At 58.8% G+C, this 24729-nt stretch carries 21 protein-coding genes; 8 read left to right on the top strand and 13 right to left on the bottom strand.

The annotated features are described in order from the left end of the window. Positions 1 to 92: 92 nt before the first annotated feature. The 6 genes from GS611_RS12985 to GS611_RS13010 all read right to left on the bottom strand — a co-directional run bounded on the left by GS611_RS12985 (position 93) and on the right by GS611_RS13010 (position 5437). Positions 93 to 1496, bottom strand: a complete 1404-nt coding sequence (locus GS611_RS12985) for an FAD-binding oxidoreductase (RefSeq protein WP_171636284.1) — start codon at positions 1494 to 1496, stop codon at positions 93 to 95. Between the two features lie 37 nt (positions 1497 to 1533). After that, positions 1534 to 1920 (bottom strand): nuclear transport factor 2 family protein, encoded by a 387-nt coding sequence (locus GS611_RS12990; protein WP_209835032.1) that lies wholly within the window; start codon positions 1918 to 1920, stop codon positions 1534 to 1536. A gap of 26 nt (positions 1921 to 1946) precedes the next feature. After that, positions 1947 to 2441 carry a universal stress protein gene (locus GS611_RS12995; protein WP_171636286.1) on the bottom strand — a complete coding sequence of 165 codons (495 nt, stop codon included), beginning with the start codon at positions 2439 to 2441 and terminating at the stop codon, positions 1947 to 1949. 17 nt (positions 2442 to 2458) lie between these two features. Then, positions 2459 to 3799 carry a TRAP transporter large permease gene (locus GS611_RS13000; protein WP_171117920.1) on the bottom strand — a complete coding sequence of 447 codons (1341 nt, stop codon included), beginning with the start codon at positions 3797 to 3799 and terminating at the stop codon, positions 2459 to 2461. A gap of 17 nt (positions 3800 to 3816) precedes the next feature. Continuing rightward, a complete protein-coding gene (locus GS611_RS13005; protein WP_171636288.1) occupies positions 3817 to 4353 on the bottom strand; it encodes a TRAP transporter small permease in 537 nt (178 codons plus the stop codon). A 67-nt stretch (positions 4354 to 4420) separates the two neighbouring features. Next, on the bottom strand, positions 4421 to 5437 hold the full coding sequence (locus GS611_RS13010; protein WP_171636290.1) for a TRAP transporter substrate-binding protein: 1017 nt from the start codon (positions 5435 to 5437) through the stop codon (positions 4421 to 4423). Positions 5438 to 5594: 157 nt separating this feature from the next. On the opposite strand from GS611_RS13010, the gene GS611_RS13015 reads away from it, so the two are divergent. Beyond that, positions 5595 to 6521, top strand: a complete 927-nt coding sequence (locus GS611_RS13015) for a LysR family transcriptional regulator (RefSeq protein WP_171636293.1) — start codon at positions 5595 to 5597, stop codon at positions 6519 to 6521. A gap of 80 nt (positions 6522 to 6601) precedes the next feature. On the opposite strand, the gene GS611_RS13020 is transcribed toward GS611_RS13015, so the two are convergent. Continuing rightward, a complete protein-coding gene (locus tag GS611_RS13020) occupies positions 6602 to 6946 on the bottom strand; it encodes a RidA family protein (RefSeq protein WP_171117928.1) in 345 nt (114 codons plus the stop codon). A gap of 450 nt (positions 6947 to 7396) precedes the next feature. Here GS611_RS13020 and GS611_RS13025 point away from each other — a divergent pair, with 450 nt between their 5' ends. Together GS611_RS13025 and GS611_RS13030 are read left to right on the top strand one after the other, a co-directional pair. Beyond that, complete coding sequence (locus tag GS611_RS13025) at positions 7397 to 9436, top strand: NADH:flavin oxidoreductase (protein WP_171636295.1); 2040 nt, start codon at positions 7397 to 7399, stop codon at positions 9434 to 9436. A gap of 86 nt (positions 9437 to 9522) precedes the next feature. Further along, positions 9523 to 11541 (top strand): CocE/NonD family hydrolase, encoded by a 2019-nt coding sequence (locus GS611_RS13030; protein ID WP_171636297.1) that lies wholly within the window; start codon positions 9523 to 9525, stop codon positions 11539 to 11541. 131 nt (positions 11542 to 11672) lie between these two features. On the opposite strand, the gene GS611_RS13035 is transcribed toward GS611_RS13030, so the two are convergent. Continuing rightward, positions 11673 to 12134, bottom strand: coding sequence for an Lrp/AsnC family transcriptional regulator (locus GS611_RS13035; protein WP_171636299.1), 462 nt, complete (start codon positions 12132 to 12134; stop codon positions 11673 to 11675). A gap of 109 nt (positions 12135 to 12243) precedes the next feature. Here GS611_RS13035 and GS611_RS13040 point away from each other — a divergent pair, with 109 nt between their 5' ends. The 3 genes from GS611_RS13040 to GS611_RS13050 all read left to right on the top strand — a co-directional run bounded on the left by GS611_RS13040 (position 12244) and on the right by GS611_RS13050 (position 16020). Continuing rightward, a complete protein-coding gene (locus GS611_RS13040) occupies positions 12244 to 13386 on the top strand; it encodes an amidohydrolase (RefSeq protein ID WP_171636301.1) in 1143 nt (380 codons plus the stop codon). Between the two features lie 14 nt (positions 13387 to 13400). Beyond that, complete coding sequence (locus GS611_RS13045) at positions 13401 to 14573, top strand: diaminopropionate ammonia-lyase (protein WP_171636303.1); 1173 nt, start codon at positions 13401 to 13403, stop codon at positions 14571 to 14573. Positions 14574 to 14751: 178 nt separating this feature from the next. Continuing rightward, positions 14752 to 16020: an MFS transporter gene (locus GS611_RS13050; protein WP_171636305.1), complete on the top strand. Its 1269-nt coding sequence runs from the start codon at positions 14752 to 14754 to the stop codon at positions 16018 to 16020. Between the two features lie 48 nt (positions 16021 to 16068). Here GS611_RS13050 and GS611_RS13055 read toward each other — a convergent pair whose 3' ends face one another. From GS611_RS13055 to GS611_RS13065, 3 genes are read right to left on the bottom strand one after another with little or no spacing between them, the layout of a single operon-like run. Continuing rightward, complete coding sequence (locus GS611_RS13055) at positions 16069 to 16986, bottom strand: U32 family peptidase (RefSeq protein ID WP_171636307.1); 918 nt, start codon at positions 16984 to 16986, stop codon at positions 16069 to 16071. Positions 16987 to 16990: 4 nt separating this feature from the next. Next, positions 16991 to 17968, bottom strand: coding sequence for a peptidase U32 family protein (locus tag GS611_RS13060; protein ID WP_171636611.1), 978 nt, complete (start codon positions 17966 to 17968; stop codon positions 16991 to 16993). Further along, entirely contained in the window at positions 17968 to 18510 is a 543-nt protein-coding gene (locus GS611_RS13065; protein WP_371732264.1) for an SCP2 domain-containing protein, read from the bottom strand. Before GS611_RS13065 ends, GS611_RS13060 begins: the two co-directional genes overlap by 1 nt. Before the next feature lie 137 nt (positions 18511 to 18647). On the opposite strand from GS611_RS13065, the gene GS611_RS13070 reads away from it, so the two are divergent. Both GS611_RS13070 and GS611_RS13075 read left to right on the top strand, forming a co-directional pair. Next, complete coding sequence (locus tag GS611_RS13070; protein WP_171636612.1) at positions 18648 to 20156, top strand: UbiD family decarboxylase; 1509 nt, start codon at positions 18648 to 18650, stop codon at positions 20154 to 20156. Next, the gene (locus GS611_RS13075; protein WP_171636313.1) at positions 20153 to 20770 is read left to right on the top strand and encodes a UbiX family flavin prenyltransferase; all 618 of its coding nucleotides are present in this window, start codon (positions 20153 to 20155) and stop codon (positions 20768 to 20770) included. Before GS611_RS13070 ends, GS611_RS13075 begins: the two co-directional genes overlap by 4 nt. A 61-nt stretch (positions 20771 to 20831) precedes the next feature. Here GS611_RS13075 and GS611_RS13080 read toward each other — a convergent pair whose 3' ends face one another. Both GS611_RS13080 and GS611_RS13085 read right to left on the bottom strand, forming a co-directional pair. Continuing rightward, positions 20832 to 23249, bottom strand: a complete 2418-nt coding sequence (locus tag GS611_RS13080) for an FAD-dependent oxidoreductase (RefSeq protein ID WP_171636315.1) — start codon at positions 23247 to 23249, stop codon at positions 20832 to 20834. 28 nt (positions 23250 to 23277) lie between these two features. Next, positions 23278 to 24528: an aminotransferase class V-fold PLP-dependent enzyme gene (locus GS611_RS13085; protein ID WP_171636317.1), complete on the bottom strand. Its 1251-nt coding sequence runs from the start codon at positions 24526 to 24528 to the stop codon at positions 23278 to 23280. Between the last annotated feature and the right edge of the window lie 201 nt (positions 24529 to 24729).

Raw genomic sequence — 24729 nt, forward strand, 5'->3', positions numbered from 1 at the left:
GTGCATCTGCAAAACCTTAACAAAGGCCTCTTCCGTCGTCATTTTCATAAGGGTGTTTCCTTATCCTTTCAGGGCGCCGAAGCCCCTGTGAGTTACAGTATTTCGTCTTTGAGGTAGTAGCCGACATACGCCATGCGCTGTCCCAGTCGGCGGAAAGGCGTCAGAATGCCGTGGCTGGGCAGCGGGGACGTGAAGATCGGTAGTTCAAACGCCTTGTCTTTCTTACCCGCGATCAGCTGTGCCATACGACGCCCGGCCTGAGCCGAGTACATCACGCCGTTGCCACCGTATCCCATCGCGTAGAACACGCGCTGTTGCGGGTCCGGCTGGAAGATACGCGGCATCATATCATGGCTGACATCGACCCAGCCCCACCACGAGTAGTCGAGGTTGATATCCGTCAGCGCCGGGAACTTTCGGGCGAGACCCTTTTTCAGTAGCTCCAGATGTTTTTCGTTCTCGGCATCACGCCCTGTCACCGCGCTGCGGCTGCCGATCTGCATCCGATTGTCCGGCAGCAGGCGGTAATAGTGGCGCAGCGTACGCGTGTCGGTCAGGGGGGATTTGGTCTGAATGCCACACTCATCCAGTTCGGCCTGGGTAAGCGGCCGTGTCACCATCGAGTTGGACAGGATGGGCATCAGGCGGTGCTTTGTGCGCGTGTTCAGACCCGGCGGAGTATAGCCCGCGGTTGCCAAGGCCACCGTTTTGGCGCGGACGATGCCGCCCGGTGTGCGCAGGTGATGCACGCCGTTCTTCGTCTGCCATCCCATGACCGGGCTGCCGGTGTGAATTTTCACCCCCAGACGGCGCGCCATGTTGACGTAGCCGAAGGCCAGTTTACCCGCATGGATGCAGGTCCCGTCAGGTTCCCACATGGCACCTGCGGCCTCCATATCGCGCACGTGCTTTTCGTGAAGTTCTTCCCGAGAGAGAATCCGCGAACCATAGCCGAACACGTCGTTGAGCAGCTTGCTTTCTTTCTTGAGGGAGGGCATGACCTTGTCGCGATGCGCGATGTAGTAGTGGCCGCCTGGCTGCGGGTCGCAATCGATATCGTCCGACGCAATCAGATCGTTGAACAGCTGAAACGCTTCTGTGACCTCGGCATGCATGCGCTTGGCCACGTCCGTGCCCCAGCGCTGAATCCATTGCGACCGTTTCAGCCGTCCGGATGAGATCTGGGCCTGCCCGCCATTGCGGGTGGAGCAGCCCCAAGAGACTGTATTTGCTTCTAAAACAACGGCTTGAATGCCGTGTTCCTTGGCAAGATGAATGGCGGTGGACAGGCCGGTATACCCCGACCCGATCACCACCACATCCGCATCCATATCGCTGGACACAGGTCCATCATCGGCCGGAGGTGTTCCGGCCGTTCCAATCCAATATGTGGGCGCGTGGTCGCGATTGTGACCCGGACCCGCATCTATGATCGGGTCATATTTCGGGTCATAGCTGGCCTTGGGCCAGTGACGCGGGATGCTGTTATCCACCATTCTTGTTTTTCTCCGAGGCTGCGCGCAGGGCGGCGGATCAGGCTTTGAACATTGGACGCGTCTTTCGAAGCGCCTGTTTTACGACGATTTTACCGTCACGAACGGTGAACAGATCCGCACCTTCAGCTTCGATCCGCATACCGTTTGCGTCGGTTCCTGAGAAGGTCCACTCGGACACGGCACGATCACCGTGGACAAAATGGCTGTGATGGTCCCAATGGGCGTCTTTCATGCCTGCCCAGACGCCTGAAAACGCGGCGGCTATGGCTTCGGCACCTTCAACCTTGTTGCCGTATTTCTCGTCACCAGCCACGGTGTAGAACACGCAGTCGTCGGCGAAGTGGGTCATTACGCCGTCGATGTCATGGCGGTTGAACGCGTCAAACGTGTCCGCCAGGTCCTGCGCGGTCAGAGTTTTGCTCATTTTGTACTTCCTTGTCAGTGGGGTTGTTACGTTTCGTCCGGGTTCGGAACGATCAGTGTCGGTATCTTGGAGCGCCGCAAAACGCGTTTTGCGACGGTGCCCAGAAACGTATGCGAAAAGCCGTGATCATGCGCACCCAGCACGATCAGATCACAGCCCAGTTCGACCGAGCGGCGCAGGATCACTTCGGCCGGGTGGCCATCGGTGACTTCGACCGAGGTGATCTGATCGCGAATTTTTCCATCGTCGCCGTCGAACTGCGCCCAGAATTTGGCTTGCCGTTCGGCCAGAACCTTGCGCACCATCTCGTGACGACGCTCGATCGCGGTCTTGCGGGTTTCTTCATTCAGGATGAAGATCTCCATCGTGATCTTGGCATCGTCCGACAGTGGCTCATTCACATGCAGCACGTGAATTTCGGCCCCCGTGGCCTGCGCGATGCTGGCGGCATGGCGCATGGCGTGACCCGAGTTTTCGGACAGGTCAGTGGCAAAGAGGATGTTTGTGACCATCTGTTTCATGTCGTCATCCTTTCAGATCAGTAGCCAAACAGCCGTGGGAGCCACAGCGACAGTTCAGGGAAGAAGGCGATGATGAAGATCGCAATCGTGTTGGCGGCCGCAAAAGGCAGCGCACGCAATGAGATCTGTTCGATCGTGATGTTCGAGATACCCGAGGCGATGAACAGGTTTTCGCCCAGTGGTGGAGTCTGGAAACCGATACCCAGCGTGCAGACCATCACCACGCCAAAGTGGATCGGATCGATACCCACCGAATAAGCCACCGGCAGCATCACCGGAACCAGGATCAGGATGGTGGCCAGCGTCTCCATGAACATGCCGACGAACAGCAGGAAAAAGATGATCAGCGTCCAGATGACATAGAGGTTGTCTGTGAAGCTGAGCATCGAATCCGCGATGATTGCCGGGATCTGGTTTTCCACCAGCAGTCGGCCAAACACGGTCGCGGTGAACAGGATCAGTAGAACACGCCCAGTCAGCCAGGTGGTGGCTTCAAGCGACTGGAACAGCGACTGCCAGGTCAGTTCGCGGTAGATAACCACGCCCACGAACAGGGTGTAGAAAATCGCCACGATTGCCGCCTCGGTCGGGGTGAAGAAGCCGGTATAAATACCGCCCAGGATCACCAGCGGCGCCATCAGCGACCAGAAACCGCGATACATTTCGCAGCCCACGTGACGGATCGACCAACCTTCGGAAACGCCCTTGTAGCCGCGCTTTTTCGACATGAAGAAGTTCAGGATCAGCAGGCTGGTGGCGATCAGGAAGGCCGGGACGAATCCGGCAATGAACAGTTTCGAGATCGAAACCGACTGAAAGGTTCCGAACTTTTCCACGGCTTCCGGCGGCGGCGCCATGCCGAGCGCGGCAATGCCGAAGATCACCATCGGGATGGAGGGAGGAATGATAATCCCGAGGCCGCCAGAGGACGCAGTGATCGCCGAGGCATAGCCGCGCTCATAGCCGCGGTCGATCATCGCAGGGATCATCAGCATCCCAACGGCCGCGGTTGTTGCCGGGCCCGAGCCCGAAATGGCGCCGAAGAACAGACAAGCCATGACCGTTGCAGCCGAAATACCGCCGGTGAATGGACCGGCCAGGCTTTCAGCAACATTGATCAGGCGTTTCGAGATACCGGCGGCCTCCATCAGGGCCCCGGCAAGAATGAAGGCAGGCAACGCCATCAGGGGGAAAGCACCCACCGAGGTAAAGGCGATCTGCACGAATTTGATCGGGTTCTCGTCCAGGTAAAGGAATGAGACCAGCGATGCCACACCCAGCGCCACAGTGATCGGCGCGCCAATGAGCAGCAGAAACAGGAAAGACCCAAACAGGATTGTGACGATTTCGGATTCCATGGTTTATCCCCCTGCCCTTAGGATTTCTTTGCTGCTTCAGTCGCAGCTTTGATTTCGTCGAGGTCGATCTGATCGGGATCGTGAATATCCTCGCCCTTGATAAGGCGGCGGTAATTCACCTGAATGATGCGGACGGTCATCAGCGCAAACGCGATGGGCAGCACCATGTAGACGTACTTCATCTCGATACCTAGGGTCTGGGATTTCCAGAACTTGTTCATCTTGTTGAAGACAAAATCCGTCGCCAGATACAGGAAGTAGACATTGAAGAAGAGCCAGAAGAGATCGGCGAAGGCTTCGATGTATTTGATCGACCCATCGGGCAGGAACTTGAACTGGAATGTCACGCGGTTATGCGCACCTTTCAGAGCGGCGTAACTCGCGCCGAAATAGACGAACCAGACGAACATGTAGACCGAGAGTTCCTCGATCCAGCTGACCGAAAAGCCGAAGACCTCGCGCGCGATGATCTGCACGAACAAAAGGCAGACGAAGCCGGATAAGAGGATCCGGCAGATGACACTTTCTATGTTGTCCAGAAATTTCCAGAACATGTGGTTTCACTCCTCCCTGAAGTGAGAAGAGCGCCGCAGCGCTCTTCCCGGTATCGCCGTGCGACGATTATTGCTGGACCGGCTCGCGGCCGATGGCTTCAAGAACTGCATTCAGTTTCTCGACACCACCAATGGACTCGTAGAATTGCGGCCATACAGCTTCGGTCGCCAGTTGAATGAACTCGGCTTCGTCGTTCTCGGGGTCGATGATTTCCATCCCCTTGGCCGTCAGCTCTTCCTTGATGGCTGCTTCCGAGTCCCGCAGGAACTGGGCCGAGACCTGAGTGGCTTCCTGCCCTGCTTCCAGGATCATCTGCTGTTCCTCTTCGGACAGGTCCTGAAACACGGCTTCCGAGATGATCAGCGGTTCGATCGAGAAGATGTAACGCAGGTTGGTGACGTGGTTCTGAACCTCGTAGAACTTCATCGCATTGATCGTCAGGTAAGGGTTGTCCTGACCGTCAACCACTTTGGTCTGCAGGCCGGTGAAGGTTTCCGACCAGGCCATCGGGGTCGGGTTGATGCCCCATGCCTTGTAGGTTTCGATCATGATTTCGTTTTTGGGAACGCGAATGATCAGGTCCTGCAAATCCGCAACCGATTTGACCGGCTTCTTCGAGTTCGTCAGACGGCGGAAACCGGTATAGGTCCAGCCGATGATGCGCACACCGGCATCACGGATGGTGTTTTCGACCAGTTCCTGACCGATTGGACCCTGGGTCAGTTTTTCGGCATCTTCCAGGCTGAGGATCACGTAAGGCAGTGTGAAAACACCGACCGAAGGCGAGAACGGGGTGATGTTGTTGATCGCCAGCAGCGACATATCCAGCGTGCCGATCGCCGCCTCGTTCACCGTGTCCTGCTCGGAACCGAGCTGACCGTTGAGAAACAGTGTCGCGGTGTGCTCACCACCTGATTTTTCTTCGAGCGCTTTTACGAACGCGAGCCCCAGCGCCTCTTGTGCGCTGCCCGCGCTGTCGCCGACAGCGATCTTGAAGTTCTTCGCCTCGGCCGTGCCTGCAACCATCAGTGCGGCAACGGAAACGGCTGCGCTGAAAGTGCCAAGCTTTTTGATAAATGACATGGATTTCCTCCCATATGTCGTGTTTCGAGGTGCGCGCTGACCTGGGGAGAAGGTGGCCAGTCCGATTCTACCTCGGCGACACGAAGCTAACTTGCCAACTTGGTTTCGTCGTTGTTAATATTTGCGCGAAAGGTTTCATAAATTTCAAACATACGATATGAGACAGAACAAACTTGATACCCGGATCGGCGACACGGACATCCGTCTGCTGCGCGTGTTCAAAACCGTCGCGGAAAGTGGTGGCATCACGGCCGCCGAGATCGAGCTGAACATCGGCAAATCGACGATCTCGAAACACTTGTCTGACCTGGAACTGAGGCTTGGCCTAAAGCTGTGCAACCGGGGGCCGTCAGGGTTTTCACTGACGGAAGACGGCGAAAAGGTGCTGGCCGCGGCAGAAGACCTGCTTATTTCCGTGGCGCAGTTCAGAACCGAGGTCAACGAAGTCAAACAACAACTGGCCGGCAGCATTCGCGTGGCTCTGTTCGATCAATGTACGACCAACCCGGAAGCCCAACTTGCCCGCACCATTCACAAGTTCAATGAGGCCGCACCGGCGGTTCACATCGAACTGTCGCTGGAACCCCCCAACGTGATCGAAACAATGGTCATCAGCGGGCAACTGGATGTCGGTATCATCGCTTTGCACAGACCATCGGCAAGCCTGGAATACACGCCGCTCTACGGGGAAAACATGTATTTGTACTGTGGGCAGGAACACCCCCTGTTTGACCGCTCGGATCCAGAGTTGAAACTGAGTGTTCTTCGCAAGTTCAACTACGCCGGCCTGCACGTGAACTCTCCGAACCTCATCGTTGGTCAACAACTGGGGTTTCGACGTGCGGCCAAAGTGCAGAACGAACAAGCCCTTGTCATTCTGATACTTTCAGGTCGCTACCTTGGGTTTCTTCCCGATCATCTGGCGCAGGAATTTGTCGAACATGGGCTTATGAAAAAGGTTCTGCCCAAAGAGATCAAATACAGAACCCGTTTCGCGGCCGTGGCCAGAAAACAACCTGCGCCAACACGCGTGGCCAAGCTGTTTCTGGAAACTCTGGTAAAGGTACATTCTCAGGTACAGTAGGAACGCGGGCAGGACGTCTTGTTTCCCAGACCCAAACCCGCCCACGCCTGAAATCAGCACACGGCGCAAGGCCGGGCGGATCAATCGCAGGCTGCGGTAACGATCATCTCGACCTTCAGAACATCACGGGCCAGTTTCGCCTCGCCGCAGGCGCGGGCCGGGGCGTGGCCCTCTGGCACCCAGGCATCCCAGACCGCGTTCATTTCGGCAAAGTCGGCCATGTCCGACAGCCAGATCACGCATTGCAGGATACGCGTCTTGTCGCTGCCAGCCTTGGCCAGAAGGTCCTCGATCTTGGCAAGGATGTCACGGGTTTGATCGGCAACGGTTGCGGCATCGGAAACCTGACCGCACAGATAGGCGGTTCCGTTATGTTTGACGATGCGGCTCATGCGCTTGCCGGTCTCGATCCGAGTGATGGTCACGACTGCTGTCTCCTGTCACGAAAGGTATGTTCCAGTTGGGCGATAGAGCGAAACGACGCCAACCGCCAGCCCAGACCTTCAATCATCGAAAAATTGCCAGCCTGCCGCGCGGGAGTTTTCAGCCTAACAGCACGCTTATGTCCGGTGCGCGGCGACGGGATAAGCGGTTGCCAGCGCCTTGCGGACAGGTCGTTTTCACTGATGCCTTTTCCTTCCTGTCTTACCCACCTCGGCCAACGCATTCGGTAAAACATGACGGCCTTGGTTCACAAGGCGTTTGACGGAGGTTTCCCAGTCTGCTTTCAATCGGTCAAGAGCTTCTCCGCTCGCCCCAATATCGGAGCGCCATATGCCACCCGGCACTGCCGAAACACTGCTTTTTGCATGTCCGATGCAGGACAGCGAAGTTGGTCGACTGACGTCAATGGTTCCAACAAAGGACGGGTGGTCATGACCCGCGATGTGCTGCTGCAACCCTATCAGCTGAAGCATCTGACGCTGAAGAACAGGATCATGACGACCAGTCATGAACCCGCCTACCCCGAAGACGGTATGCCGAAAGAGCGTTACCGCGCCTATCATGAGATGCGCGCGAAAGCTGGGGTCGCGATGACCATGACGGCGGGTTCCGCCACCGTCAGTCGCGACAGCCCACCGGTGTTCAACAACATCCTTGCCTACAAGGACGAGGTGGTGCGCTGGATGGCTGAATTGACGGATGCCTGCCATGCTCATGGTTGCGCGGTCATGATCCAGTTGACCCATCTGGGGCGGCGCACGGGTTGGAACAAGGGCGATTGGCTGCCGTCGGTCTCTTCTTCGCATTATCGTGAACCGGCCCACCGGGCCTTTGCCAAGAAGATGGAAGACCATGATGTCGAACGGATCGTAAGCGACTACGCCGATGCAGCCGAGCGTATGAAGGCCGCGGGTCTCGACGGAATCGAATTGCAAGCCTATGGCCACCTGATCGATCAGTTCTGGTCACCACTCACCAATACGATGGACGCGCCCTATGGCGGCAGTTTCGACAATCGGTTGCGGTTCGGCTTCATGGTTCTGGATGCAATCCGCAACCGTGTCGGGCAGGATTTCATCGTTGGCGTCCGCTATACCGCGGATGAAGTCGAAAAAGGCGGCATCACCGAAGAAGACGGGCTGGAAATCGCCCGAAGGCTGCGCGACAGCGGTCAGGTCGATTTCCTGAACGTCATCCGCGGGCGCATTCATACGGATCCGGCCATGACGGATGTGATCCCGGTACAGGGCATGAAAAGTGCGCCTCATCTGGATTTTGCCGGGCGTGTACGAGCCGAAATCGGGATGCCGACCTTTCATGCATCGCGCATTCCCGATGTGGCAACCGCACGACATGCCGTGGCCTCGGGGTTGTTGGATATGGTCGGCATGACCCGCGCGCATATGGCCGACCCGATGATCGTGTCCAAGATCCGGGCCGGTCAGGAGGATGACATCCGCCCCTGCGTCGGTGCAACCTACTGCCTGGACCGAATTTATCAGGCGGGTGAAGCCCTTTGCATTCACAACCCCGCTACCGGGCGCGAATTGTCGATGCCGCATGTGATCCCCGCAGCCAAATCCCGCCGCCGGGCGGTCGTCGTCGGCGCAGGGCCCGGAGGGCTTGAAGCCGCGCGGGTCGCGGCAGAGCGCGGGCATGACGTTACCGTTCTGGAAGCGGCCCCTGAACCCGGAGGTCAGGTGCGTCTGGCCGCGCAATCCCGACGCCGGGCCGAGATGATCGGGATCATCGACTGGCGCATGGCGCAATGTGCTGCGCGCGACGTCAGGTTTCAGTTCAACACGTTTGCAGAGGCGGAGAACGTAACAACCTTTGCCCCGGATATGGTCGTGATTGCAACCGGAGGCTTGCCCGAGACGACAATATTGGAAACCGGCAACGATCTGGCGGTTTCGGCCTGGGACATCCTGTCGGCAGACGTGCAACCGGGCGAAAATGTCCTGATCTACGATGATGCGGGCGACCACCCGGCCCTGATGGCGGCCGAGGTCATCGCCGGGTCCGGTGCGCGGGTTGAGATCATGACCCGCGACCGCAGCTTTGCGCCCGAGATCATGGGCATGAATCTGGTGCCATATATGCGTGCGCTGCAAAAAACGGGGGCGGTGTTCACCGTTACCCGAACGCTGAAATCGCTGGTTCGCTCAGGCAATCAACTGGAAGCGGCGATTGGAACGGATTACTCGAAACTTGTTGAAAAGCGCGTGTATGATCAGGTCATTGTCAATCAGGGCACCTTGCCTCTGGATGATCTCTATTTCCAACTCAAGCCGCTTTCGCGAAATCGTGGCCGTGTGGATCACGACGCTCTTGTCGCCAATTCGGGTGACGTGTTTCCGCAGGTGAACCCGAATGCCGGTTTTGATCTTTACCGGATCGGAGACGCCGTTTCTTCGCGCAACATACACGCGGCAGTCTATGACGCGCTGCGCCTAGGCCTTCGGTGGTGACGCCATCTGAGAATGGGTTGAACACGTACAGCCGATTGCCCGCACGGCATGAAACCCCTTATGCGCCCGAACGAAAAGGACCGGACATGAGCAATATTGAGGTCATCGAGACTGTTTGGATACCGCTGCCTGACGGCACGAAACTTGCGGCGCGCCTGTGGCTGCCGGAAAGCGCGAAGAACGCCCCTGTGCCCTGTATCGTGGAATACATCCCCTATCGCCGCCGGGACAGGACACGCATGCGGGATGAAAGCATGCATCCGCAGTTTGCCGCCGCCGGTTACGCGTCGATCCGCGTTGATATCCGAGGCTATGGCGACAGTGATGGTGTTTCCGAAGATGAGTATTCGCATCAGGAGATTCAGGACGGTCACGACCTCATCCAGTGGATCGCCGATCAGGACTGGTGCGATGGGAACGTCGGAATGTTCGGCAAAAGCTGGGGCGCATATAACGCGTTCCAAGTGGCGGCGACGCGCCCTGCGGCGTTGAAGGCGATCGCACCGGTGATGGGCACAGACAACCGGTGGCGCGAGGACATCCACTTTTACGGCGGATGTCTAGCCAACGACAATTTCTGGTGGGGCTCGATCATGCAGCTGTACAACGCCATGCCACCAGACCCAGAGATTGTCGGCCCGGACCGCTGGCTTGACATGTGGCGCGAGCGGTTGGAAGGCGCCGCGTTCTGGCCGGCCATGTGGCTGGAACACCAGACCCATGACGAGATGTGGCGGCGCGGTTCGATCTGCGAGAACTATGCCGACGTGGATATACCGGTCTACTTTTTCGGCGGCTGGATGGATCTATACCGCGATACCCCATTCCGCATTGCCGAACACCTCAGCGGACCGGTCAAGATCCTGATGGGGCCCTGGGCGCATCTTTACCCGCATGAAGGGGTGCCCGGCCCCAAGGCTGATTTCGTCGGCGAGGTCATCCGGTTCTGGGATCACTGGCTGAAGGGAAAAGACACAGGGTTGATGGACGAACCACCCTTGCGTTTTTTCCTTCAAGACAGCGCAGCGCCGACCGGAACGCATCTGGAACGCACGGGGCGCTGGGTCGAAGAGCCGAGCTGGCCGTCACCGAATATCACCAACACGTCCCTGTGGCTGAATCATCTGACGCTTGAGGCAGACCCCGTTTCCGCGGCAGAGCTTGCGATTTGCTCGCCGCAAAGCTTTGGGGCGGCCGCAGGTGATATGTGCTCTTTCGCCATTCCCGGAGACATGGCGGCAGATTGCCGGATCGACGCCGCCGGCGCGTTGCAGTTCAAAGCGGCGCCACTTGAAGACGCACTTGATATCCTGGGGCAACCATCGGTCGATCTGAAGGTGTCAGCAGATCAGACTCAGGGCTTTGTCGTTGTATTGCTGGTGGACGAAGACCCGAACGGTGCGCAGACGCTGATTGCCAGGGGATTCTGCAACCTCAACCACCGGATCAGCGATACAGAACCCACGCCGATCACACCCGGGGAAGAGATGGCTGTTACCGTCTCGATGTATGGAACAGGATATCGGGTTCCGTCAGGTCATCGCATCGTTTTGCAGATCGCTTCGGCTTACTGGCCGGTACTCTGGCCCGCCCCCGAACCTGTGACACTTACAATCCGCCCGGGTCAATCTCATTTGCACTTGCCCATCCGCAACCCAGGCGTTGACACAACCGAACCCCGCCCGCTGCCGGAACCATCGGCTTCCGGTGAGGCCGCAAGAAAGACCAAGGTGCGCTCGGGCTCGATGGAACGCTCGGTCCACACGGACCTGACCAATGGCAAGGTGACACACAGGTTTTTTCTGGACGGGGGCGTCTTCGGGCCGGTGGGTGATTTCCGCCTGGACGATATTGGGACGGTGCTCAGCGACGTGTCGGATCGAAGATATTCAATCCATCCGGGTGACCCGCTTTCTGCTGTTGCCACGATGGAGCAGACCGCCGGTTTCGACCGTGAGGACTGGTCGGCCAGGATATGGACCTATTCCGAACAACGGGCAACGGCCACCGAGTTTCATTTGATCTCGCGCCTGAAGGCATGGTCAGGGGAGGAGCTGATCTTTGAGGAAGAGAAAGCGCATGTCATTCCGCGCAATGGAATGTAGTTGAAAACACGTTGGAAAAATTGCGTTGAGACCCGTGACTGGACTTGCCTTCGCAGTCCTGTCAACCCAACCGAATGGTCCAGACTTGCGCGGACATGTCTGGACGGTCCTGTCGTTGCACCATGTGCCGGTCAGAACCCCAAAGCACTGCCGGATTTGATGGTATCCATGGAAACGAAGGTTCTGAACTTTCTAATATTGCCGTTTTCAAAGAACATCCTGCGGGTGAAATCTTCGTAAACCGCCATGCTTTCGACGACCACGACAACCATGAAATCAACCTCTCCGGTCACGTAAAAGCATTGCTGGACTTCCGGAGCATTCAGCAGGGTTTTCTTGACGGCATCGATCTCGTCCGGGGTTTCACTGACCAGTTCAAGTTCAACGAAGATGGTAAGTTGAAGACCTACGGCCGCCGGGTCAACGACGGCCACATTGGCTCGAATAACGCCCTCGGCCTCCATCCGGCGGATACGGCGCTGCACCGAGGGTGCGGACAGATTTACGGCCTCGCCAATCTTGTGCTGCGTGGTTCTGTTGTCTTGTTGCAGAATCCGCAGGATCGCGCGGTCAAAGTCATCCAATTGCGTCATGTGAAAGAAACTTGCATGGCTTGCCACTAACTAGAGCCCTTTTTTCAGGTCACTTGCAATAAACTTGTTTCTCACATGTGAAGCAACACGTCGAAGGGGAAGTTTTGCCGTGACAGCATTGACAGAACGCCTGCGTGCGTTGCGCCATGAGTTTCATCGCAACCCCGAGCTTGGGTTTCAGGAAGTCTGGACCAAGAACCGGATTGCCGGGCATCTGCGCAACCTAGGCATCGAGGTGTTTGAAGGGGTCGGTGTCGTGGGCGTCTTGAAGGCGGGCAATGGCAATCGCGCCATTGGGCTGCGCGCGGATTTCGACGCGCTCCCGATTACCGAGGTCAATACATTTGCGCACAAGTCGCAGAACGAAGGTGTCATGCATGCCTGTGGACATGATGGCCACACGGTGATGCTGCTTGGGGCCGCCGAATTGCTGGCCAAGGATCCGACGTTTGACGGCACGGTTGTCTTTCTGTTCCAGCCCAATGAAGAGCATGGGCTTGGGGCAAAAGCGATGATCGATGAGGGCGTTTTGCGGACCTTCCCGATTGATGAGGTTTACGGCGCGCACAATCTTCCGGGTGAGCCTGTCGGGCGGGTTTCCACCCGCGCCGGTGTCATCTGTTGCAGTGAAAGCCTGTTTGAAATCACGCTTTCCGGTCAAGGCGGTCATGCCTCGATGCCCCATGTCGGGCGCGAAACGATCACGCCTGCGGCGGAACTTGTATTGGCCCTGCAAACCATCGTTTCACGAAAGCTTGCACCTTCATCCGGCGCCGTGGTGTCGGTGACCGAGTTCACCACCGACGGGCAGCGCAATGTCCTTCCGGGGCGTACTGTTCTGAAAGGTGACGCGCGGGCCATGTCACCGGCAGACCGCAAGCTGATCGAACGCACCATGCGCCAGATCGCAGGCGGTGTGGCCGAAAGCCATGGCGTCGAGGTGAGTGTGGATTTCCGTACCGCATTCATCGAGGCAAACAATGATGCCGATGCCGCATCGCATGTCGTTGCAGCGGCTTCGGCCATGGGTCTTGAGGTGGACGGAGACCGCTCTGCCATGTCTTTCTCGGAAGATTTTGCTGAATTTGCCGCCGTTGTGCCCGGGTGTTTCCTGCTTATCGGCAACGGGACCGAAGGATCAAACGGCCGTCCGCTGCACTCGGCTGATTACGATTTCAACGACGCGCTGCTCCCGCTGGGTGCAGAACTCTGGGCAGAGCTGGTACGGCAGCGCCTGCCGCTGACCCCCTGACAGGATACACGACCATGACAGAAATCATCGCCCATCAGGCAGGCAGGCCGAGCTTTGGCCCCGCTGCCGAAACCGTTTTGACACAACAGGATTTCGATCGCGCAGCAAGGGAAATCACCCAATGGGAGGGGTATGCCCCAACGCCTCTGCATTCTTTGCCATCGTTGGCAGCCGAGATCGGAGTCGCGGAAGTCCACTACAAGGATGAAGGTCCCCGGTTTGGTCTTGGAAGTTTCAAGGCCTTGGGGGGGGCCTTTGCCGCCTTGCGTGTTCTGCAACGCGAAATATCGCGCCGGACCGGTCAGGACATGTCATTGGAAGATATCCGTACTGGCCGCTGCGCCGACATGGTTGCCAGTATCACGCTTGTTTCGGCAACCGATGGCAACCACGGTCGGTCGCTCGCATGGGGGTGCAAGCGGTTCGGCGTGCCGTGCCGGATCTACATTCACGCCGAAGTCAGTGAAGGCCGCGCGCAGGCCATGCGCGAACTCGGGGCCGACGTCGTGCGCATCGATGGAGACTATGACGCCTCGGTGGATCAGTGTCGGCGGGAAGCTGACAAGAACGGCTGGTTCGTGGTTTCGGACACATCCTGGCCAGGCTACACCGACCCGCCGCGCGACGTGATGTCGGGCTATGGTGTCATGGTAAAAGAAGTCGTGGATGTAATGGACGCGGCACCGACGCATGTCTTTCTGCAAGGTGGAGTTGGAGGGCTTGCCGCGGCAGTTGCGGCAGCATTGCGTCAGGCCTGGGGTGATGCCGCGCCGCGCGTCGTGGTCGTGGAACCGCATCTGGCGGCGTGTTTGTTCGAAAGCGCAAGGCAGGGGCAAGCCGCGTCCGTAGATATCGATGAAGAGACCATTATGGCGGGTTTGTCCTGCGGGGTGCCGTCACCGATGGCGTGGGAGGTTTTGCGCAGCGAAGCCTCGGACTTTCTGACAATCGACGATCAGCTGATACCGCCCACCGTCCGTCGCCTGGCGCGTCCGCATGGTAGTGATCCGGCGATCGAAGCCGGAGAGAGCGGCGTTGCCGGATTGACCGCATTGATCGAAGCGGCCAACAACCCCGAGCTTTTCCAGAAGCTTGGATTGACGCCGCAGTCTCGGGTTTTGACGATCGGCTCTGAAGGCGTGACGGATCCCAATATCTATGCCCGGATCATGCAAGGCGACGTGTAACTCAGCCGCAATTCCTGCGGGCACAGAGGCCAATCCGTTTAGCCGAAAACCCAGTTTCAATGGGCCTTGGGACGGTTGAATCCGACATAGTGGCCCGCAACGGAGAAGTTCCATCAAACGACATCCCGATGTCGTAGGAGTTGTATACAGGCCCGCCCCGCATCAGTAGCGGTTCGCTATGATACGCGCGTTAAACGAAAACTGGGCACTGTTCCTTGGGATGTTCATGCTGATGGTTGCCAACGGTCTGTTGGCGACGTTGCTGACGATCCGGGGGGCCAGTCTGGGCTTTAGTGACTTCACGATTTCCGTCATGCAGGCAAGCTATCCCCTGGGTGCGCTTGCAGGGACGGCACTTGCCCCGAGGCTGGTCGAAAATGTCGGGCATATTCGGGCATTTTCGGCCCTCGCCTCGCTGGTTTCGATTGCGGCCATCGTGCATCTGCTGACCAGCGACGCGATCAGCTGGAGCGTGATGCGTCTGTTGGGCGGATTTTGTTACCCGGGGCTTTACGTCATCACCGAAAGCTGGCTGAACGCGAAGTCCGAGAACAACATGCGCGCTCAGGTCCTGTCGCTTTATTTCATTATCCAGCTTGCCGGCCCGGCGCTTGGCACCGCCATAGTAGGCTTTCCCGACCCCACTGGGAACCTGCTGTTCGGGCTTGTTTCCATCCTGATTTCGCTTTCGATCGTGCCGCTTCTTCTGTCGGGCAACAAGGCGCCGGAATATGCCGCTCCGGAACGCATGTCGGTTCCCGTGCTTTACAAGGTTTCGCCCATCGCAGTCATCGGTATCGTTCTGGTCAGCATCGGTGTCGCGGCGTCTTATATCTCGTTGCCGCTTTATGCGTTGCAAAACGGCTTTACGACGGCGCAGGCGTCAGGGGCGCTGGTGGCGGCGCTGATCGCCGGTGCGGTTGTGCAATACCCGATCGGCTGGCTGTCGGATCACACCGACAGACGCTATGTGGTCATCGGGCTGGGTGTCGTTACGACCCTGTCCAGTCTTTGGATGGCCATCGATACGTCGCCGTCTCATATCGTCTATGGTTTTGTTCTGATCGCAATCGGGCTGTATCCCGCGTATTCGATCCTGACGGCGCATGCCAATGATCAGCTCAAGCTGTCTCAGATCGTTCCCGCCAGTGGCACGATGGTGCTGCTGCTGAATGTCGGCCTGCTGGTGGGAACCATGCTGGGGCCGAACTCTATCTCATTGTTCGGCGGGCGCGGTCTTCCGTTTCTTCTGGCGGCTATCGGTATTGCGGTCGCCCTTTTCGCATTGATCCGGCGTGTTCAGGTGGCCGCTCCCACCGATACCGGCGATGTGCAGGTCGTGGGGATTATCGGCACCGGGCAACCCGGGGTCTTGCAGGCCGAAACCTGGGTTCAAGAGGAAGAAACCCGGACAAACCCGGACTCATCCCAAGGGTTCAAAGCATAGGCTGTTTCATTCGCGTCCGGCGCGACGGACGCCGTGCCGATGCGGCGGTCAAACCGAGATCGAAGCCGCCTTTGATGCACCGGACCATTCTGCACCGCAGGACCCCGTCAGAAATCCGTCGCTCAACCGAATATCAGGATCAGCGCCACGCAGGGCGCACTCCACTTCTCCTTGGGGAAGATCACCGTCGATACGTTTTCGATACAGTTCGCACAGTTGACGGAATCCGCCAGATTGCGGCGACAGACGCAACGCCGAGATGCCAGCCTGTTTCAGCAGGTCGATCTGATGGTCCGTACAGGCATGGCTGTCTGACAGGGTCTGCACACCGTTCATGGCCATAAAAGGCTTGCCGTCACCGGTCAGAACGTCCAACCCGTCCGGATCGTCTTCGCAGGCAAACTGGCAATTGTCCTTGCTGCGCCCATGCAATCGCGCGTGGTAACAGCGCCCGGAAATGGCCAGCGGCAACCTGCCATGCCCCCATATTTCGATCGCGACGCCCAAGTCCGAGGCAGCTTGCGCCAGCGTTTTGACCGAAGCGATGGGCAATTCCGGCGGAAGACAAACCCGGCGCGCACCCCGAGCAGCCAACCATTTCAAAGTACCTTCGTTGTAGACATTTACCAGCGGGCCAACGGCAAACGTGCAGGTGCCGGGCAAATGTGCCAGCGCGGTCAGATCGTTGATCTCGACCATGACGCCCATTTCTGCAAGCTCAGCCGTGAGTTTGCGCTCGCGTTTCAGGGTCACAAGGGCCAGGCTTGTCAGCGCAACCTCTTTGCCCGCCTCCACCAGCCGGGAAATCGCCGCAGGGATACGATCCTGGTAAAACGGCAAGCGCTTGGAACAGACCAGTTCCCCAAGCACGACGCGGTCGACGGGCGATCGGGCCAGATCATCATAAAATGCAGCCCAGGTTTCGGAGGGCCAGAAGAACTGGTTCGGGCCTATTGTCAGTTCCATCGGATCACCTCCACGTCTTTTTGTAAGCGCCGGTCGTCATGGCCTGCCCTTCCGACAGTCGCGCAAGCATACCTTCGGGCATCGGCTGGCCTGACTCCAGCGCATCGACCGCGGCGCGAAAATTCCGAACGACCTGTGCGACATAAGATTTTGACCGCTGGCGCCCTTCGATCTTCAAGGCTGTCACACCTGCCTTTTGCAATTGCGGGATCAGCCGTTCTGCGTTCAAGCTGACGGGATCCTCGAACAGGTGCCCAGTTTTTTCACCTGCGGAAAAAAACCCTTTGCACAAAGTCGGATACGGTGCGGGCTCATCCCGTTCGACCCGGTGGATCAGGTACCCGCCAAGGCGCGCGTTCAACGCGCCCTGTTCTTCTTGATACTGCACATGGCTGGCAGGGGAGCAGACACCATTCATGTTTGGAGACAACCCGGTGGCATAAGAGGACAGCGAGCATCGCCCCTCGGCCATGACGCAAAGACCGCCAAACACGAAGACTTCGGTTTCGACATCGGTTTCAGAGTTGATCGCGGCAATTTCCGGAACGGACAAAACGCGCGGCAAGACCACCCGCTTTACACCGAAAGTTTCGGCATAGAAATTGATCACGTCAGCATTGGCCGCCGCGGCCTGCACGGACAGATGTCTGCGCAGCTTGGGATGATGTCGCGCCGCGTAGTCCAGCAAGCCCAGATCGGCGAGAATGACAGCATCTGCACCGCAGGTTTCGGCATCCGCCACCGCTTGTTTCCAAATCCCTTCGTTGCCTGCCTGCGGGAAGGTATTGATTGCAATCAAGACCTTCGATCCGTGATCATGGGCAAAGGAAATTCCGGCCCGCATTTCAGCGCGGTCAAAGTTGAGCCCCGGAAAGTTCCGCGCATTGGTTTCGTCATTGAAGCCACAATAGACCGTGTGAGCCCCGGCCCTGACGGCTGCACGCAGGGCCGCGGGCGTTCCCGCCGGGCAAACGATTTCCATTACCATAGGATCGCGTCCTCGGGTCGGGTCAGGCACAGGCCGGTCCGACGCTCTGCAAAGGCGATGATCTGCTTCAGCTGGCGTTCAAGCGGGCCGGAAAGGGTTGCGGCCTCGTGCGCGAGGTCCAGCTCTGCGTCGTCAATTGCGTTGCGCAGCGCCAGTGCCGCGGCTGTGTCGCCCTCGATCACCAGATCGCGCGAAAAGAACAGGGCGTCACCGTCAAACGCTCCATGCACCAGCCCCAACAGCGCCGCCAGTGGGCCGGAAATTCGCGCGGCCCCGTCCACGCGCCCGCGGCTCAATCTGATTCTCGGTGCGCCGTCATTCGGTTCGAGCAGAAGGACAACGGGCAGATCCGTTGGATCAAGCACAAAGGCTGCCCGGCTGTATTCCCCGAGCCGGTTGAGCAAATCGGGGTGTTTCTTGGTTATTTTGCGGGAAAACGCCGTCAGTGACAGCGACAAGGGTGCAAGCGGAACAAACCGCAGGGCTGCGGCCAAAGCGGCAGGGCATTGCGGTATCGGGTTTCGGGGATCGGACAAACAGACCTCCTGCTGTCTCAACAAAGTGAACCGGTGCGGCCTTCCTAAAGCCGCCCCGGCGCCCGGGACTTGACGGTTGTCAATTCGACCGGTCTCTTTCGCTGCTAGAGGGTGGGCACCATCGCCGGAGCAAACCCATTCGCACTCTGCCGCCATATCCCAGCCTTCGACATTTTCTGAAATGGTGTGAAGAAAAAGGGCAGTTCAGGCGCATCCCTGACCCGGTTTCCGTGCGCCATCAAATGACCGCTGTCCACCGCGCCGTGTTAGAGGCCAATGGGCCCGTGTTGCAATTCGACACGCCGACGGGCGTGCCCTCGGGGCAGTGCGACATGCCGGTTGTGGTCAACCTGTTCGGAACTTCGGAACGCGTCGCCGCCGGGCTGGGCGTTTCTTCCGATGGGCTGGATGATCTGGGCGCGTTTCTGGCCGCGCTTCGGGCCCCGACGCCGCCGGGCGGGTTGCGGGATGCGCTGTCCCGGTGGCCGATGCTGAAGGCCGCATTGTCCACACGACCGAAGCAGGTCAAAACCGCCGCTGTTCAGCAGGTTTGCCACAGCGGAGCCGATGTTGATCTTTCTGCGCTGCCGATCCAGACACACTGGCCCCGGGACGCGGGGCCCCTGATCACCTGGCCTGTGGTCATCACCCGCCCCCGTGGCAGCGAACCCGACGCGGTACAAACTTACAACGCCGGCGTTTATCGCGTTCAGGTGCTGGACCGGAACCGTCTGATTATGCGCTGGTTACCACATCGCGGCGGGGCTGCCCATCATCGCAGTTGGGCGCAGCACGGCGAAAAGACGCCGGTCGCAATCGTTCTGGGCGCAAACCCCGCGACCTTGTTGTCGGCGGCTCTGCCCCTGCCCGAATTGGTGTCTGAGCTGACATTTGCCGGGGCCCTGAACCAGAACCGGCCACGATTGGTTCCGGCCAAATCCGTCCCACTGCTTGTACCGGCAGATGCCGAGATCGTTCTGGAAGGTTGGGTGTCGCCAAGCGAGACAGCACCCGAAGGGCCGTTCGGGGATCATACCGGGTACTACAACCCCGCCGAGCCGTTTCCGGTGATGCATGTCACGGCCGTGACCCATCGCGAGGCACCACTGTATCTGTCAACCTATACCGGACGCCCGCCTGACGAACCTGCGATCATTGGCGAAGTGTTCAATCGATTGGCCTTGCCGACCATTCGCGCTCAGATCCCCGAAATACACGACCTTTGGCTGCCGCCTGCCGCCTGTTCCTATCGCATCGCCATTGTCGCTATCGACAAGCGATATCCGGGCCAGGCCCGGCGTGTGATGATGGCGCTTTGGGGGATGCTGCCGCAATTCAGCTATACAAAGATGATCGTTGCGGTAGATGCCGATATCGACCCCCGAAACTGGAACGATATCGCCTGGGCGCTTGCCACGCGAATGGACCCGGGCCGCGATGTGATGATCCTGGACAGGACACCCATGGATTATCTGGATTTCGCCTCGCCGGAACCCGGTCTGGCCGGAAAGCTGGGCATCGACGCCACGACAAAAACAGGCAGTGAAACACAGCGGGAATGGGGGACGGTCATGCGCACCGACAAGGTTGATCACGCATTTGCGGAAGACCTGATAGACAGATTGATGCCAGAGCTGAGAACATGACGAAAACCCGAGTAGTCTTAGGCGTGTCAGGCGCTTCCGGTGCGGTTTTGAGCCTTGCGGTCGCACGACATCTGACATCGGCGGATATCGAAATCGACCTGGTCGTCAGCCCCGCCGCCCGTCTGACGCTTGCGCAGGAATGCGGCCCGGATGCCCTGAAGGAACTGCGGCAGTCGGCAACCCGTCATCACGCGCCCGCCGATATCGGGGCCAGTATAGCGTCCGGTTCAGTGCCGGTATCCGGGATGATCGTCGCGCCCTGTTCCATGCGCTCATTGGGTGCGATCGCGCATGGACTGGACGACAACCTGCTGACACGCGCGGCGGGCGTTCAGCTCAAGGAACGACGCCCACTGGTACTGCTGACACGAGAAGCGCCGCTGACACTGGCGCATTTGCGCAATATGACTGCGGCCGCAGAAATGGGAGCCATCATCCTGCCCCCTGTGCCTGCCTTCTATTTGAACCCGGTCAACATAACCGAAATCGCGGATCAGATCGCAGCGCGCGCGGTTGATTGTCTGAAGGTTTGCGAACCAGCCGCGAAACAGTGGCATCCCGAAACCGAGGCGGACCCTGTCGAACGGTTCGAAAGCAAATTGCACATCCCATAGCCACAGATCGCGGATGAGATCTGTGGCTATGAGATGACCTTGATCCGGCGGGCCGGTTGTTTCAGTCGCGCAGCCTGCCGCCCAACGGATCGAACGGCGCCTCTGCCAGCACCCGAGCCTTATGCGGTTTGCCAATCACCTGGATCACCACTTCATCCCCTGGCTGCGCCACCTCGGGGTTGCGGAAACCCAATGCCAGAGATTTCCCGACTGAATACCCGTACGCCCCCGATGTGACACGGCCGACAGGCGCACCATCAGGTGCAAAGATCGGCTCACTGCCGGTGGCGTCGGCATCCTCGGTCACGTCCAGTTCAAAGATGGACAGGACCTCGCGCGGAGCTCTATCCTTGATGGACAGATAGGCGTCTTTGTGCAGGAAATCCTTGTCCAGCTTGATCAGGCCCGTCAACCCGACCTCTTGCGGCCAGTATTCCTGGGAATATTCCCGCCCCCAGGATCCATAACCCTTTTCGATGCGCAGCGACCCAAGCGCCCGTCCACCCACGGGGCCGCCACCGCAGTCTTTGGCGGCTTCGAGCAACGCAGAGTAAAGCGCGACCTGATCGGTTTCGGCGCAGTGCAGTTCCCAACCCAGATCGCCGGTAAAGCTGACCCGGATGGCCACGCAATCAACACCTGCTACGGTGATCTTTCGGGACCGCATGAAGCGGAACGCTTCGTTGGAAAGGTCTGCATTGGTCAGGCGCGCCAATGCCTCGCGTGATTTCGGGCCGGCGATGTTGAACCCGGCGATGCGGTCCGTTGCGACGTCAAGAGTTGTGCCCTGAGGCATTTCCACCATCTGAAAGAAGCGCAGATGATAGCGTTCAGCCATGCCGGAACCAATCATCATATATTCGTCTTCCGCCAGCTTGGTGACGGTGAAATCCCCCGCCACGCCACCGCGGACCGAAATCAGCGGCGTCAGGCAGCTGCGCCCAATTTCGGTCGGCACGCGATTGGCCACCAGGCGGTCCAGCCAGTCGTAGGCACCAGGCCCCTTGATCACGTAATTGGCGAAGTTCGAGATATCGATCACGCCCACGCTGTCGCGCAGCATCTGAACCTCGCGCCCGACCGGATCAAACCAGTTCTGGCGGGTGAAACCAGTGGTCTCTTCGGTGCCGGGTTCATCGGCAAACCACAACGGGTGTTCCCAGCCACAGTTGAGACCAAAGACACAGCCCATCTGTTTCTGCATCTCGTAGGCGGGGCGCACACGGGCCGGGCGGCCCGCACTGCGTTCTTCATTCGGGAAGTGGATTTTGAACCGATGGGTGTATGCGTCTTCGACCCGGGCCTTGGTGAACTTTTTGTCGGCCCAGTCGCCAAAACGGGCGAGATCCCAGGCGAACATGTCATATTGCGGCTCACCCTCGATCATCCATTGCGCCGCCAGCAGCCCCAGCCCGCCGGATTGCGAGAAGCCGGGGATCAGACCGCCGCAGAGGAAATAGTTCTTCAGTTCGGGCACCGGCCCCCACAGCATGTTGGCATCGGGCGACCAGATCATCGGGCCGTTGATTACCCGTTTCACCCCGGCTGTGGCGGCAACCGGCACGCGTTCGGTGGCGCGGATCACGTTTTCCATGATCCGGTCCAGATCGTCGGGAAACAGATCATGCGCGAAGTCAAGCGGCGTACCGTCTTCGGCCCAGAACTTCATGTCTTTTTCATAGGCCCCGATCAGCAGGCCGTTGCCCTCTTGTCGGAAGTAATACTCGCCGTCCCGGTCGGCGATTGACGGCAGACGACGGCCCAGACTGGCCACTTCGTCGATGCTTTCGGTCACGAAATACTGATGTTCGGTCGGTTGCAGCGGCAGGGTCAAGCCTGCCAGCGCCGCCACCTCGCGCCCCCAGAGGCCCGCCGCGTTGACCACCCATTGGGCATGAATGTCACCCTTGGGCGTACGAACGATCCAACTGCCATCGGGTTGCCGTTCCGTGGCGATCACCGGGCAGAACCGTTCGATGGTGGCCCCCATCGCACGGGCCCCGGCGGCATAGGCATGCGGTACGCCGGACGGGTCCACATTGCCGCCATCAGGTTCGTACATGATGCAGCGGATGTCATCAAACTGCGCCAGCGGGTGCAGCTCTTTGGCCTCTTCCCGGCTAACCTCGTGAAAATTCAGCCCATAAAACCGGGCCTTCGCCTCTTGCAGGCGCAACTGTTGCTCGCGCTCTTCGGTCTGGGCCAGATAGAGCGATCCGGGCTGGAATACACCACAGCTTTGGCCGGTTTCCTTCTCCAGCTCTTTGTACAGGTTCATCGTATAGTGCTGGATGCGGGTGATGTTGTTGTTGTCATGCAGACCGTGGATGTTGGCCGCCGCGTGCCAGGTCGATCCGCTGGTCAGCTCATCACGTTCCAGCAGGATCGAGTCCGTCCAGCCGAGTTTGGCAAGGTGATACAGGATCGACGTACCGGCAAGGCCGCCGCCGATGACAACAGCTTGTGCATGGGTTTTCATGAGGGAATGTCCTTGGATATGGCGCGGCTCAAGCCGCGATTTCTTTCATGACGGCAAGGAATTTGGCGACTTCGCCGATCGAGTTGTAGTGACACATCGAGACCCGTACACAGGCATCATAGCCAAGCGGTGTCAGGATATTGCCGGAATAGTGGTCCGCCTTGCGCAGATGCGTGCGGATACCGTGTTCGTTCAGCCGTTTGACGACCTCGGACGAGGCCACGCCTTCGACACGCAGCGATACCAGACCTTCTCGTGCCGGGTTGTCGGCCCCGCCCAGAATGGTGACTTTTTCCATCTCGGCCAGGCCGCTCAGGTTGCCGGTGCCGTGGATCATCGCGTCGGTCAGCGCCTTTTCCTGCGCATGGATCGCATCACCCGCCGCCAGAAACTTGCCGCGCCGGTCTTCGGCATCGCTGACCTGACTGCCCAGCCATTCGAAATAGGATACGACGTCGGACATCGTGGCATAAGCTCCGGTGTCGCGCGTGCCCATTTCCCAATTGTCCGCGGGGCCATTCAGCAAGGCGTTGTGCTCCAGCGCGGTCAAGCGATCAGAGATCCAGGCCACGCCGTAGCCATGACGCGAAAACACCTTGTAGGGCGAAATCACATAACCATCGACGTCATAGGCGGTCAGATCGATCCGGCCATGCGCTGCGTGCTGGATGCCATCGACGATGATGAAACAATCCGGAGCCACGGTGCGGATGGCCTGAGAAACGGCGGCGACATCAACGCCCATTCCCGTCACCGGAGAGGTATGCAGGATCGTCGCCACTTTGGTATCCGGTGTCACGGCCGCGGCATAGGCTTCGGCCGAGACGGTGCCGGTGGCGTCATCATGGGGTACCAAAACGTGGGTTTGCCCGGAAATGCGGGCCCAACGATCACAGGCCGAACGCGTCGCCGGGTGTTCCAATGTGGATCCCAGCACAACGCCCGGACCCGTTCCCAGACATGCGTTCATGATCAGCCGGAACAACAGTTCTGTACCGCTTTCACCCACAAAGAACTGCCCGCCGGGTGCGTTCATGAAATCCCGCATATCCGCCTTGGCCGCGTTGATCGTGGCGACCAGCGCATGGGATCCCGGATTTTCGCGCCCCTGGTTGTCCGGGATGGCGGCGTAACGAACCGAGCTTTCCAAAACTGAATTCAATGTCAGTGCGCCTCCGGCATTCTCGAAAAAGATCCGCTCACCCTGTTCGGGGCAATGATCGATCTGGGCAAATCGGCTGCGGATTTGGTTCAGCAGGCTCTCTGATATTTGGCTCATGGTCAGTGGTTCTTGTTTCGTTGTGTGTGCAAAGCTGTGCTTTGCCGACCCTAGGACGGTTCTTGCCGCAAGACATGCAAAAAAAACTGTGGCAAAGCGGTTGAATATTCTGTGCAAGTCGCGCGGGTGCCAGTCCAAAGCTTGTCACGACAGATACTGCCCATCGCCAGGCCCGGGAGCCCGTGCCTGCGGCGGCGGATG

Source organism: Ruegeria sp. HKCCD6119 (assembly GCF_013110585.1).
In the GTDB taxonomy this organism is placed as follows: domain Bacteria; phylum Pseudomonadota; class Alphaproteobacteria; order Rhodobacterales; family Rhodobacteraceae; genus Ruegeria.

Coding starts and splice junctions, on each gene's coding strand:
- GS611_RS13010 (WP_171636290.1), bottom strand. CDS start 5,437: ATGTCATTTATCAAAAAGCTTGGCACTTTCAGCGCAGCCGTTTCCGTT.
- GS611_RS13025 (WP_171636295.1), top strand. CDS start 7,397: ATGACCCGCGATGTGCTGCTGCAACCCTATCAGCTGAAGCATCTGACG.
- GS611_RS12985 (WP_171636284.1), bottom strand. CDS start 1,496: ATGGTGGATAACAGCATCCCGCGTCACTGGCCCAAGGCCAGCTATGAC.
- GS611_RS13000 (WP_171117920.1), bottom strand. CDS start 3,799: ATGGAATCCGAAATCGTCACAATCCTGTTTGGGTCTTTCCTGTTTCTG.
- GS611_RS13080 (WP_171636315.1), bottom strand. CDS start 23,249: ATGAAAACCCATGCACAAGCTGTTGTCATCGGCGGCGGCCTTGCCGGT.
- GS611_RS12990 (WP_209835032.1), bottom strand. CDS start 1,920: ATGAGCAAAACTCTGACCGCGCAGGACCTGGCGGACACGTTTGACGCG.
- GS611_RS13045 (WP_171636303.1), top strand. CDS start 13,401: ATGACAGAAATCATCGCCCATCAGGCAGGCAGGCCGAGCTTTGGCCCC.
- GS611_RS13075 (WP_171636313.1), top strand. CDS start 20,153: ATGACGAAAACCCGAGTAGTCTTAGGCGTGTCAGGCGCTTCCGGTGCG.
- GS611_RS13030 (WP_171636297.1), top strand. CDS start 9,523: ATGAGCAATATTGAGGTCATCGAGACTGTTTGGATACCGCTGCCTGAC.
- GS611_RS13015 (WP_171636293.1), top strand. CDS start 5,595: ATGAGACAGAACAAACTTGATACCCGGATCGGCGACACGGACATCCGT.
- GS611_RS13060 (WP_171636611.1), bottom strand. CDS start 17,968: ATGGAAATCGTTTGCCCGGCGGGAACGCCCGCGGCCCTGCGTGCAGCC.
- GS611_RS13055 (WP_171636307.1), bottom strand. CDS start 16,986: ATGGAACTGACAATAGGCCCGAACCAGTTCTTCTGGCCCTCCGAAACC.
- GS611_RS13035 (WP_171636299.1), bottom strand. CDS start 12,134: ATGACGCAATTGGATGACTTTGACCGCGCGATCCTGCGGATTCTGCAA.
- GS611_RS13005 (WP_171636288.1), bottom strand. CDS start 4,353: ATGTTCTGGAAATTTCTGGACAACATAGAAAGTGTCATCTGCCGGATC.
- GS611_RS12995 (WP_171636286.1), bottom strand. CDS start 2,441: ATGAAACAGATGGTCACAAACATCCTCTTTGCCACTGACCTGTCCGAA.
- GS611_RS13085 (WP_171636317.1), bottom strand. CDS start 24,528: ATGAGCCAAATATCAGAGAGCCTGCTGAACCAAATCCGCAGCCGATTT.
- GS611_RS13050 (WP_171636305.1), top strand. CDS start 14,752: ATGATACGCGCGTTAAACGAAAACTGGGCACTGTTCCTTGGGATGTTC.